Origin of the sequence: Saccharomonospora iraqiensis subsp. iraqiensis (assembly GCF_000430445.1) — a bacterium.
GTDB classification, from domain to species: Bacteria; Actinomycetota; Actinomycetes; order Mycobacteriales; family Pseudonocardiaceae; genus Saccharomonospora; species Saccharomonospora iraqiensis.
This window is the reverse complement of the sequence record NZ_KE387035.1, coordinates 50,920-61,371: the sequence shown is the minus strand read 5'-3', so window position 1 is coordinate 61,371 and position 10,452 is coordinate 50,920. Positions and strand designations below refer to the sequence as shown.

General features: G+C 69.9%; 12 protein-coding genes and 1 pseudogene. 4 read left to right on the top strand and 9 right to left on the bottom strand.

Annotation, left to right across the window (positions count from 1 at the left end; genetic code table 11):
* The 3 genes from ACTIR_RS0101210 to ACTIR_RS0101200 form a co-directional block, all read right to left on the bottom strand.
* The coding region (locus ACTIR_RS0101210; RefSeq protein WP_154663632.1) for an FAD-dependent oxidoreductase at window positions 1–237 on the bottom strand (237 nt) is incomplete at its 3' end.
* Entirely contained in the window at window positions 234–2,081 is a 1,848-nt protein-coding gene (locus ACTIR_RS0101205) for a DUF3556 domain-containing protein (protein WP_026452922.1), read from the bottom strand. The genes ACTIR_RS0101210 and ACTIR_RS0101205, both read right to left, overlap by 4 nt.
* A gap of 84 nt (window positions 2,082–2,165) precedes the next feature.
* Window positions 2,166–3,641, bottom strand: coding sequence for a class I adenylate-forming enzyme family protein (locus ACTIR_RS0101200; RefSeq protein WP_026452921.1), 1,476 nt, complete (start codon window positions 3,639–3,641; stop codon window positions 2,166–2,168).
* Window positions 3,642–3,762: 121 nt separating this feature from the next.
* On the opposite strand from ACTIR_RS0101200, the gene ACTIR_RS0101195 reads away from it, so the two are divergent.
* The 3 genes from ACTIR_RS0101195 to ACTIR_RS0101185 all read left to right on the top strand — a co-directional run bounded on the left by ACTIR_RS0101195 (window position 3,763) and on the right by ACTIR_RS0101185 (window position 5,102).
* On the top strand, window positions 3,763–4,413 hold the full coding sequence (locus tag ACTIR_RS0101195; protein ID WP_052583668.1) for a metallophosphoesterase family protein: 651 nt from the start codon (window positions 3,763–3,765) through the stop codon (window positions 4,411–4,413).
* A gap of 75 nt (window positions 4,414–4,488) precedes the next feature.
* Window positions 4,489–4,698 (top strand): type II toxin-antitoxin system HicA family toxin, encoded by a 210-nt coding sequence (locus ACTIR_RS0101190; protein ID WP_026452919.1) that lies wholly within the window; start codon window positions 4,489–4,491, stop codon window positions 4,696–4,698.
* Window positions 4,695–5,102: a hypothetical protein gene (locus ACTIR_RS0101185; RefSeq protein ID WP_026452918.1), complete on the top strand. Its 408-nt coding sequence runs from the start codon at window positions 4,695–4,697 to the stop codon at window positions 5,100–5,102. The genes ACTIR_RS0101190 and ACTIR_RS0101185 overlap by 4 nt, the downstream gene beginning before the upstream one ends.
* 82 nt (window positions 5,103–5,184) lie before the next feature.
* Here ACTIR_RS0101185 and ACTIR_RS0101180 read toward each other — a convergent pair whose 3' ends face one another.
* Both ACTIR_RS0101180 and ACTIR_RS0101175 read right to left on the bottom strand, forming a co-directional pair.
* Window positions 5,185–5,571, bottom strand: coding sequence for a VOC family protein (locus tag ACTIR_RS0101180; RefSeq protein WP_026452917.1), 387 nt, complete (start codon window positions 5,569–5,571; stop codon window positions 5,185–5,187).
* A gap of 11 nt (window positions 5,572–5,582) precedes the next feature.
* Window positions 5,583–5,855 (bottom strand): ArsR/SmtB family transcription factor, encoded by a 273-nt coding sequence (locus ACTIR_RS0101175; protein ID WP_026452916.1) that lies wholly within the window; start codon window positions 5,853–5,855, stop codon window positions 5,583–5,585.
* A gap of 190 nt (window positions 5,856–6,045) precedes the next feature.
* Between ACTIR_RS0101175 and ACTIR_RS0101170 the strand changes: the two genes are divergently transcribed.
* A complete protein-coding gene (locus ACTIR_RS0101170) occupies window positions 6,046–7,452 on the top strand; it encodes an alpha/beta hydrolase domain-containing protein (RefSeq protein ID WP_233345794.1) in 1,407 nt (468 codons plus the stop codon).
* Between the two features lie 152 nt (window positions 7,453–7,604).
* Here ACTIR_RS0101170 and ACTIR_RS0101165 read toward each other — a convergent pair whose 3' ends face one another.
* From ACTIR_RS0101165 to ACTIR_RS25675, 4 genes and pseudogenes are all read right to left on the bottom strand, one after another.
* Window positions 7,605–8,012, bottom strand: a complete 408-nt coding sequence (locus ACTIR_RS0101165) for a hypothetical protein (RefSeq protein ID WP_233345793.1) — start codon at window positions 8,010–8,012, stop codon at window positions 7,605–7,607.
* Between the two features lie 26 nt (window positions 8,013–8,038).
* Window positions 8,039–8,875, bottom strand: a complete 837-nt coding sequence (locus tag ACTIR_RS0101160) for an aldo/keto reductase (protein WP_026452913.1) — start codon at window positions 8,873–8,875, stop codon at window positions 8,039–8,041.
* 144 nt (window positions 8,876–9,019) lie between these two features.
* Window positions 9,020–10,249 carry a cytochrome P450 gene (locus ACTIR_RS0101155; RefSeq protein ID WP_034237726.1) on the bottom strand — a complete coding sequence of 410 codons (1,230 nt, stop codon included), beginning with the start codon at window positions 10,247–10,249 and terminating at the stop codon, window positions 9,020–9,022.
* A 64-nt stretch (window positions 10,250–10,313) separates the two neighbouring features.
* A pseudogene (locus ACTIR_RS25675) lies at window positions 10,314–10,452 on the bottom strand (NAD(P)/FAD-dependent oxidoreductase); the annotation flags it as partial.

The window sequence follows — 10,452 nt, the reverse complement described above, 5'->3', positions numbered from 1 at the left end:
GCGCAGACCGTGCCGGGCCAGGTCGAACCGGCGGGAGAACGGCGTGTCCACGGCCAGCGGGTGGAAGCCGGAGCACTCGTCGTGCAGCAGGCCGGGCAGGGTGAGTTCGGCGCTGCGGGTGCCGCCGCCGACGGTGGGGGCGGCCTCCAGCACCTCGACGTCCACGCCCTCGGCCGCGAGGGTGAGGGCGGCAGCGAGCCCGTTGGGCCCGCTGCCGACCACGACCGCTCTCGTCATCCGGTGACCATGCCATCGGGACGCCCCTCGGGACCAGAGTCGCGCCCCACGCCCTCGGGGATCGGCTCGGGATGGACGAAGTCCCCGGCCGGCTGGTAACCCGGTTTGCGCCAGGTCACCCGGTGCGGGATCGGTCCGTTCGGGATCCACGGCTGCTCGGCCACCGCGTCGCGGACGTCGTAGTAACCGAGTTCCACGACGCCGAGCGCGGCGTCGACGACCTTGTAGCGAACCCGGGGCGTGTGGATAGGCTGCGACTCGGTCCAGGCCATGACGAACTCACCGGGTTCGAAGTGGCAACGCTGCTGCACGGCCGCGATCGTGCGCTCGTCGAACAGGTGCCCGTCGCCGAACTGCCAGCCGACGAGCACGGTGCAAACGACCTCGCCCTCGCGCAGCCGGTAGTTCTCCAGCTGATCCAGGTGCCGTTGCAGCAGGGACAGGTGCGCCCGGCCGTGGCTGTGCATGCTGCGGAAGGCCACGCACTTCTGCAGGAAGATCTCGGCCACGTCCGACCCGTACAGGTCGGTGAGCTGCTGCCGCTGGGTGCGCAGCGTCTTCGTCAGCCCGGTGTCCAGCTTGTCCTCGGCACCGTTCATGCGGAACGCCATCGTCGCCGACGCCCAGTTGCCCGCGTACTGCCGCATCGAGATCAGGAACGAGACCCACTCCGGCTTGAGGTTGCCGAGCACGGGGCCCGTCAGGAACAACACGAGCGCCGCGGCGAGGATCCAGCCCCTGCTGAAGTCGGTGACGCCGTAGCCGTCGCCGGCGAAGAAGCCGCCGAACAGGAACGGCGTGACGAACACGAACAGGACGTTCCACTCCAGTGGCACCGCGAGCGGGTACGTCGAGTAGATGAAGATGTGGAACAGCACCATGCCGGCGATGGCCAGCCAGGTCACCGTCGCGTTCGTGGAGAACAACAACACCAGCGGCAGGGTCAGCTCCACCACGGTGCCGCCGACGTGCGCCCAGCCCAGCGCCGTCGTCGACGGGCGCAGGTCGTTCGGCGGGTCGCGGTAGAGCGAACGCTTGAACCGCTTCGACGTCAGCCACGGCGTGTTGCTCATCATCGCCTGCACCACGAGGCTGAAGTGGTGTCCGAACTTGGACACCCCGGCACCGAGCCAGATGGTGACCATGGCGATCTTGGCGATGAGCACCATGTCGACGTGGCTCGCCAGCACGCCGAAGGCCAGCAGGCACACCGCGTACTGCTCGGGGCGGGAGGCGAGGAAGACGACCTTGTCCCGGAACCCCATCACCAGCAGCAGCGCCACGTAGCTGATCAGTGCCCAGCCCGGCAGCAGTCCGGCCTCGCTGTAGGCGGCGGCGTTCTGCACACCCGGCGTGACCAGCAGGAACAGCAGGTTCGCCACGAGCACCAGGTACAGCCCGACGTCGAACAGGGTGCGCGCGTCCCCGGCGGTTCCGGGGACCCGGCCCGGGTACGGCGGCAGGCGCAGCGTCCCCGGTTTCGTCCAGTAGCGCCAGCCGCCGATCATCGGGCCGAACTTGAACGCCAGGGGACCCCAGGACGCGGCGTGCCCGGTGATCTCCCACAGCACCGTCCAGACCATGAGCTTCTCGTAGACGATCAGCTCGCCCCACCAGGCGGAGAGGTCGGTGAGGCCGATCCCCGGGGTGGTCAGGCCGACGATCAGCCAGCCACCCAGCACGAACAGCACGGTCTTGACGATGTAGAGGGCGTGCATCTGCTTCGGGCCGCCGAAGCCGTACTCGGTCCAGTGCGTCGCCAACATCCGCAGCCGGTCCATCACGGGTGTCGACTCGAACTCCGCCGGGTCCCCCGGCGGCATGTCTGGAGTCCTGAATCCCACGGTGCTCTCCTTCGACAGGGCAGGGTGGTGCGCGCGAGGTGGCCTCGCGTCACGGGAAGGGCAGGGCCGGGGCCGGGTTCCGCCTCAGGCCGGTTGGGTGTCCGGGTTCCGCCGGAGCGCGGGTTTGTCGATCTTGCCGACGGGGTTCTTCGGGAGGGCGTCGACGACGTGGATGCGCTCGGGCACCTTCACCCTCGTGAGGTGACGTCGACAGTGGTCGAGCAGCTCGGACTCGCTGAGCGCCGAGCCGGGGTAGACGCTGACGTAGGCGGTGGGGACCTCGCCGTAGACCTCGTCCGGGCGGCCGACGACGGCGGCTTCGAGGACGTCGTCCACGGCGGTGAGCACGCTCTCGATCTCCTTGGGATAGAGGTTCTCCCCACCGCGGATGATCATGTCCTTGAGCCGGTCCACAATGGTCAGATAGCCGTCCTCGTCGAGGTGCCCGACGTCGCCGGTGTGCAGCCACCCGTCAACGATCGTCTCGGCGGTGGCCTCCGGCCGGTTGAGGTAGCCGCGCATCACCGTCGGGCCGGAGATCATGACCTCGCCGTCCTCGCCGGGCGGGAGGAACGCACCGTCCGGGCCGACGACGGCGATCTCCTGACCGGGCAGGGCCGGGCCGACCGTGCCGATCTTGCGGACCCCGTCCACCGGGTTGCACGCCGAGGCGCAGGTGCCCTCGGTGAGCCCGTAGCCCTCGACGATCACGAACCCGTACCGCTCCTGCGAGCGGACGAGCAGCTCCCGGGAGACGGGGGCGGCGCCGCAGATCACGAACCGCAGCGACGACGTGTCCGGCCGCACGTCCTCGGGCAGCGCGGCGAGCACGGCGTAGATGGTGGGCACCGCCGAGAAGTACGTCGGCCGCAACCGCTCGACGTGGTCGAAGAACGTGTCCGCGGAGAACCGCCCGACGATGCTGACCTGCCCGCCGCGCCGCATCGGCGCCAGCACACTCACCATGATCGCGTTGACGTGGAACAGCGGCAGGACGAGCAGACAGTGGTCGTCCCCGGTCAGCGCGAGGTGCTGCGCCATCGTCGCGGACATGGCCTCGGCGTGCCGGTGGTCGAGCATGACGCCCTTGGGCCTGCCGGTGGAGCCGCTGGTGTAGATGAGCAGGGCGAGGTCGTCGGCGGACAGCTCGGCGGGCGGCCGGGAACTCCCCCGGCGGGCGGTGCGCATGTCGTCGACGTGCACGGCGGGCCTGCCCCCGGTGGGCGCGTCCGGGCCGGAGTTGACCACGAGCGCCGCCCCGGCGTCGGTGATCTGATACCGCGCCTCGTCCTCGGTGAACACCGGGTTGACCGGGGTGGCGGCCCCGCCCAGCCGCCAGGCGGCGAACATCGCGACCAGCAACTCGACCCGGTTCGGCAGCACGATCGCCAGCACGTCACCACGGCCGAAGTCGTGTTCGGCGAGTTGCTCGGCGAAGGCCTCCACCCGCGCGTCGAACTGGGCGTAGGTGAGTTCGACCCGGTCGTCGCGGAGCCCCACATGCTCCCGGCGACCGCGCAGGGGGCTCGCGGGGTCCCACGGCAGATAGCGCAGCTCCATGCCTTCTCCCACCACCTCGTCGTGTTCTGGGTCACACCGAATGTGGCCCCCGACACTACGGAGCGGGTGGCGGAGTTCCTAGGTCCGACCGGGACGAAGTTCGCGCGGCCGGTTGTGCGAGATGCATAAGCTACGGGGCCGGGAGGCCGGGCAGGTTCCGCCCGGACGACACGCCGACGACGGGAAACACATGCGGGTCTGGTTCACCAGCGACACCCATTTCGACCACCGGCTGGTCGCCGGGAACCGCGGATTCGCCGCCCCGGCCGGACACGACGCCGCGCTGGTGGACAACTGGAACGACCTCGTCGCACCGGACGACGAGGTGTGGCATCTGGGTGATCTCGGCATGGGCGATCCCGCCCGGTGGGTCGATACCGTGCGGCGGCTGCACGGCCGCATCCACCTCGTCACCGGCAACCACGACCGGTGCGCACCCGGCGTGCGCCGGGACGCCCACCGCCACCAGCGCGCCTGGCTGGAGTTCCTCACCAGCGTCCAGCCGTTCGCCCGTCTCCGGCTCGACGGGCACACCGTGCTGCTGTCGCACTACCCCTACGTCGGCGACCACACCGCCACCGACCGCTACCGCGAGTGGCGCCTGCCGGACCTCGGCGACCGGCTGCTGCACGGCCACGTGCACAGCACCGACCGGCTGCACGGCAGGCAGCTGCACGTCGGCCTCGACGCCTGGGAACTACGCCCCGTCGCCGCCGAGGAGATCACCGCACTGTTCGACGGCCAGGAGGCAGGGGAAGCACACGAAGAGTAACCGCACACTGGAACAGACGGACGACGTCTACCCCGCCTAGATATTGCATCATCAAGCGGGACTAGACTAGGGTGAATGGTCAAGGAGATGAGGTATCGGGACGTTCGTAGAGCGCTCGTCCGACATGGCTGCACGCACAAGTCGACGCGAGGGAGCCACGAGAAGTGGACCTGCGCATGCGGAGCCCACATGGTCATCGTCCCGAATCACAAGATCGTCTCCCCTGGCGTTGTCCGTGACCTCATGGACAAGTTGAGCTGCCTGCCGAAGGGATGGTTGCAGTGACGACCTACACCGTTACCGCCAGACGCTGGGCTCACGGGTGGGAGCTGCACATCGAGAACGTCGGCGTCACCCAGGCACGTTCGCTTTCCTCAGCCGAGAGCATGGCCCGCGAGTACATTTCCCTCGCGCTCGACCTCGACGATGAGACATCTTTCGACATTGACATCGTTCCCCAGCTCGATGCCGCTTTGACCCAGCGCGTCCGCACCGCCCGCGATGAGGTCAAAGCAGCAGCGCAGAAGCAGCGAGAAGCCGCAGCTAAGCAACGGGAAGCCGCCGAAGAGCTCCGGGACACCGGGCTCACCGGTCGCGAGATCGCAGTGGTCCTCGACATCTCCCCGCAGCGTGTCAGTCAACTCCTAGGAGGATCGACGGCCGAACCTTCCGCTGCCACAGGCGGCTGAGAGGAACTTCGGTGTCGTCCACTGTGCTCACCACGGTCGACGGCCACTCTTCTCGAAGTCGTGTAACCGGATCACGGGAAACTCATTTCCGCGCGGCGATCTGGATGAGGTTGCCGCAGGTGTCGTCGAGGACGGCGGTGGTGACCGGCCCCATGTCCAGCGGCTCCTGGGTGAACCGCACGCCCAGTGCGGTGAGCCGTTCGTACTCCGCCCGCACGTCGTCGACGGTGAACTGCGCGGCCGGGATGCCGTCGTTGGCCAGGGCCTCCTTGAACGGCCGCACGGCCGGGTGCCCGTCCGGCTCCAGCAGCAACTCGGGCCCGTCCGGGTGTTCGGCCGAGACCACGGTCAGCCACCGGTCCTCCCCCAGCGGGACGTCCTCCTTCCCCGCGAATCCGAGCACCTCGGTGTAGAAGCGCAGGGCCTTGGCCTGGTCGTCGACGAACACGTTCGTCAGGGTGATCCGCACGGGTGACTCCTTCACTGATCGATCGGCCACCGGTCGACCACGGCGCGCAGTGGCGAGGTGTCGATCCGGTGGAACTTGTACCGGCCCTCCCGGTGGGTGACGACGAGACCGGCGGCCTCCAGGACGTCGAGATGCTGGGACAGCGCCTGCCGGGACGAGCTCACCCCGCGCCGGCTCAGCAGCCGGCCGCACAGCTCGAACAGCGTCTGGCCGTCGCGCTCGGTGAGTTCGTCCAGGATCGCCCGTCGGGTGGGATCGGCGAGCGCCTTGAACACGTCCGTCACACGACGACAATAGGCAAGCTTTCACTTGCATGTCAACGCGGCTCACCCGTTCCGGGACCGGGACCGCCGTTGGAGCATGGGTTCGTGCGCCCGGCGACGGGCGTCGCAGGTTTACGTCCGGCCCTGGTCCGGGGCAGGGGTGCTTGCTTCGCTGAACGGACCATCCACCCACGGACCCGGGAGCGCGATGATGAGCAACCCGTGGCGCCGCCTCGGCACCCTGACCCTCGCGGCCGCGACGTCGGCCGCGTTGGTCCCGGCCGTCGGTGCGGCCGCACCGTCCACGACCACCACATCCTCACCCGTCCCCACCGTGTCCACCGCGGGTGGGGAGGTCACCGGCCCCCTGCCGGGCACCGTGCCCGGTGATCCGCTCGCCGACGAGCTCGCCGACACCTACCCGTTCTTCTCCACCCCGGACCCGCTGGCCGCCCGCGGCTACGTCGAGGAGGAATTCCTGCTCTCCGGCGCCGCCGACGGCTACGCCCCCGACGGCGAGCGGGTCGCCACCGACGTCGACTACACCACCCGCGTCGTCGTGCGCCGCCCCGCCGACGAACGACGGTTCAACGGCACGGCGCTGGTCGAGTGGCAGAACGTCTCCGCGGGCTACGACCTCGACGCGCTGTGGGACTTCGACGCCATGACCCGCGCCGGCTACGCCTGGGTCGGCGTGTCCGCACAGCGTGTCGGGGTCGATCACCTGCGGGAGTGGAGCCCGACCCGGTACGGCGATCTCGACGTCACCGGCGGCGGCGAGTACCCGGCCGACGAGCTCTCCTACGACATCTTCGCCGAGGCGGGCCGGGCGGTGGCCGACCCCGGTCCGGACTCGGTGCTGGGCGGGCTCGACGCGCGCACCGTGCTCGCCCTCGGGGCGTCGCAGTCGGCCGGGCGGATGAGCGTCTACTACGACCACATCCTGCCGCGGACCGAGCCGGTGTTCGACGGGTACAACTTCGCCGTCGGCACGGCACCGTCCCGCGAGGGCGAGGCACCGGTGTTCACCGTGCTGTCCGAAACGGACGTGCGCTCACCACGGCGTCCGGCCGACAACGAGCGGTTCCGCCGGTGGGAGGTCGCCGGTGCCGCGCACTCCGGGTACCGGGGGCAGCGGTACCGCGAGCCGATCTCCGAGCGCGACCTCGGCGCCGCACCGGAATTCGACTGCGACGAGCCGCCGTTCAGCCGCACCCCGCTGCACCACGTGCTCGCCGCCGCGAACCACCACCTCGTGCGCTGGGTGGAGGACGGCACCCCACCGCCGACGGCCGAGCCGCTGGAGTTCACCGACGACGGCACCAAACGGCGCGACGAGCTGGGGCTGGCCGAGGGCGGCATCCGGCTGTCCCAGCACGCCGTGCCCACCGCGCGCAACACCGGCCACAACACCGGGGAGACGTTCTGCGTGCTGTTCGGCACCCACGAACCGTTCACCGACGACACGCTGGACACGCTCTACCCCACCCGGGGCAGCTACCTGCGCGCGGTGAAGGCGGTCGACCGGCACAACGTGCGGGCGGGCTACCTGCTGCCCGCCGACGCCTGGAACAACTGGCGCGACGCCCGGGACAGCGACGTCGGCCGCCGTTGGTAGTGGTGCATGCCCGGGGCCACGGGCACCACGCACTCACCCGCCTGGTGCCCGTGGCGCGCCGGACTTCACGCTCCGCGTGCGCTGTGCGCCCAATACACGGCTCCCGCGGCGCCCGGACCACCGCGCGAAAGCGACGGAACACGGTCGTTACGTCAGACGAACAGTCTCGCGCGCTCCTGCACCGCCCGGCGGCTGTTCTCGGCCACCCTCCGGTTCCGGTCGATACGGGACTCGATTTCTTCTCCATGCTCCGCGGCGTAGTCGACAGCCGCACGGATGAGTCGCGGGTGAAGAGCCGATTCCGCACACAGCACCACGATCCGCTCTTCCTCCGAACCGTCCAGCTCCCGGAGACGAGCGATCACCTCCCACACATCCGGGCCCGCCGACAACGCAGCGCGCCGGGCATGTGCGGGGCCCCGGTACACGATTCCGGGATGACGCAACTGGTCGACACCCTCGATGACCAGGCGTTCCAGCAACGCCGGCGCACTGACGCCGTCGATGTCGGCCCGGTCCGCCAGTTTCCGTTCCGTCTCGGCACCGAGCCGGAACGGCACGCTCGATGTCATACCCCGTTCTCCCCTCACCAGCGGTCGTTGGGGTGGCGGCCGGTGCGGCCGTCGGAGTCCAGGGCGTCGATGGCGGCGACGTCGTCGGTGTCCAGGGAGAAGTCGAAGACGTCGATGTTCTCCTCGATGCGCGCCGGGGTGACCGACTTCGGGATGACCACGTTGCCGAGGTCCAGGTGCCAGCGGAGGATGATCTGGCTCGGCGTGCGGCCGTGCTTGTCGGCCAGCCGCCGGATGGTGTCGTGCTCCACCAGCTGCCCCCGCGCCAGCGGCGCCCACGCCTCGGTGACCACGCCCAGCTCGGCGTGCGCTTCGCGCAGGGGGCGCTGTTGCAGCAGCGGGTGCAGCTCCACCTGGTTGATCGCGGGCACCTCGCCGGTCTCGTCGGCCAGCCTGCGCAGGTGTTCCGGCTCGAAGTTGGACACGCCGACGGCGCGCACGCGGCCCTCGTCCCGCAGCCGACGCAGTGCCTGCCACGTCTCGACGTAGCGGTCCTGGTCCGGCACCGGCCAGTGGATCAGGTAGAGGTCGACGTGGTCGAGGTCGAGTTCGGCGGCGCTGCGGTCGAAGGCGCGCAGGGCCTCGTCGTAGCCGTGCGCGTCGTTCCACAGCTTCGTGGTGACGAACACGTCCTCCCGCGCCAGGCCGCTGTCCCGGACGGCCTCGCCGACCTCGCGTTCGTTGCCGTACAGGGTGGCGGTGTCGACCGCGGTGTAGCCGTGGGCGAGGGCGTGCCGGACCACCTCGGCGGTCTGCCCCGGCGGCACCTTGTACACGCCCAGCCCGAGCTGGGGGATCGCCACCGAGTCGGACAACGGAACCATCGGCATCGTCGTGCTCATGCCGCCCATTGTCCCCACCGGCGGCACCCACTGCGCACTCCCGTCACCGTGGTGCCGTGAAGGGCACGTTCCCTGCGTGTGGTGCCGTGAGGGGCACATCCACTGCATATGACGCAGTGAATGTGCCCCTCACGGCAACCTACGGGACCCGGGTCACCAGGTGACGGGGAGTTCGTAGACGCCGTAGACGGAGCCATCGTGTTTGAAGGGGATGTTCTCCAGGGACGTGGCCGGCTGGAGGGTGGGGATGCGCTTGTACAGGGTGTTGTACACGACCTGCAGCTCAACCCGGGCGAGCTGCTGGCCCAGGCACTGGTGGACGCCGAAGCCGAACGCGAGGTGCCGGTGGTCGCCGCGCCGGACGTCGAGCGAGTCCGGGTCGTCGAACACCTCCGGGTCCCGGTTGCCGATGTCGTTGGGGATGATCACCCCTTCCCCGGCGCGGATCGTCTCCCCCGCGATCTCGATGTCCTCGATCGCCACCCGGCGCCGCCCGTTGTGCGTGATGTGCAGGTAGCGCAGCAGCTCCTCCACCGCCGAGGCGGTCAGCTCCGGGTCGTCCGAGTCGCGCAGCAGCGCGAACTGCTCCGGGTGCTCGAACAGCGCCAGTGTGCCCAGGGCGATCATGTTGGCGGTGGTCTCGTGCCCGGCGATGAGCAGCAGCACCCCCATCTGGGCGGCGTCGGCCTGCGTGATCTCGCCGTTGTTGATCCGTCCGGTGAGCTCGGACAGCAGGTCGTCGCCCGGCTCCTCGAGCTTGCGCCCCATCAGCTCGTACAGGTAGCGCCCGAGCTCCACCAGCGCGTTCTGCTTCTGTTCCGGGGTGGTGTCCCGGTTGATGACCTGCTTGCTGTTCTCCTGGAAGAAGTCGTGGTCGGCGTACGGCACGCCGAGCAGTTCGCAGATCACCAGCGACGGCAGCGGCAGCGCGAACGCGTCCACCAGGTCGGCGGGCTTCGACCCGGCCAGCATGGTGTCGATGAGGTCGTCGGCGATCCGCTGGATCGCGGGCCGCAGCGCCTCCACCCGCTTGACGCTGAACGGCGGGGTCACCATCCGCCGCAGCCGACCGTGCTCCGGGTCGTCCATCAGGATGAAGCTGATCGGCGACCCCTCCTTCGGCACCTCGCTCGGGCTCGGGTAGCCGGGTCGCATGACGTCGGCGCTGATCCGCGAATCGGCCAGCAGGGCGCGCTGGTCGGCATAGCGGGTCACCAACCACGGGGTGCTGCCGTCCCACAGCCGCACCCGGCGCAGCGGGCCCTCCCGCTGCGCGGCCTTCAGTTCCGGCGGCGGGTCGAACGGGCACCCGGACGCCCGCGTCATCGGGTACTCCGGCAGTTCGGCCGCCTCGGCGTCGGCCGTGCCCACGGCACCACTCATGTTGTGTCCTCCCAGTCTGCTGGCCGCGCCCGGCGACGGTGCCGGACGCGGCGGTGTGCCGGGGCTACCGCGTCGGTGCGGGCGCCCCGGTGAACGTGTCGACGACCTCTTGCCGGTGCAGGCGCGTCTGTTTGGGCATGTTCCAGCCGAGCACCCCGGTGGCCCGGCCGTCGCCGTCGCGCGCCAGGGCCACGAACCGGCGG

Excerpts from the sequence above, each read along its gene's own strand:
- ACTIR_RS0101190 (WP_026452919.1), top strand. The coding sequence starts at position 4,489 with ATGGTCAAGGAGATGAGGTATCGGGACGTTCGTAGAGCGCTCGTCCGA.
- ACTIR_RS0101160 (WP_026452913.1), bottom strand. The coding sequence starts at position 8,875 with ATGGGCGGCATGAGCACGACGATGCCGATGGTTCCGTTGTCCGACTCG.
- ACTIR_RS0101155 (WP_034237726.1), bottom strand. The coding sequence starts at position 10,249 with ATGAGTGGTGCCGTGGGCACGGCCGACGCCGAGGCGGCCGAACTGCCG.
- ACTIR_RS0101195 (WP_052583668.1), top strand. The coding sequence starts at position 3,763 with ATGCATAAGCTACGGGGCCGGGAGGCCGGGCAGGTTCCGCCCGGACGA.
- ACTIR_RS0101200 (WP_026452921.1), bottom strand. The coding sequence starts at position 3,641 with ATGGAGCTGCGCTATCTGCCGTGGGACCCCGCGAGCCCCCTGCGCGGT.
- ACTIR_RS0101170 (WP_233345794.1), top strand. The coding sequence starts at position 6,046 with ATGAGCAACCCGTGGCGCCGCCTCGGCACCCTGACCCTCGCGGCCGCG.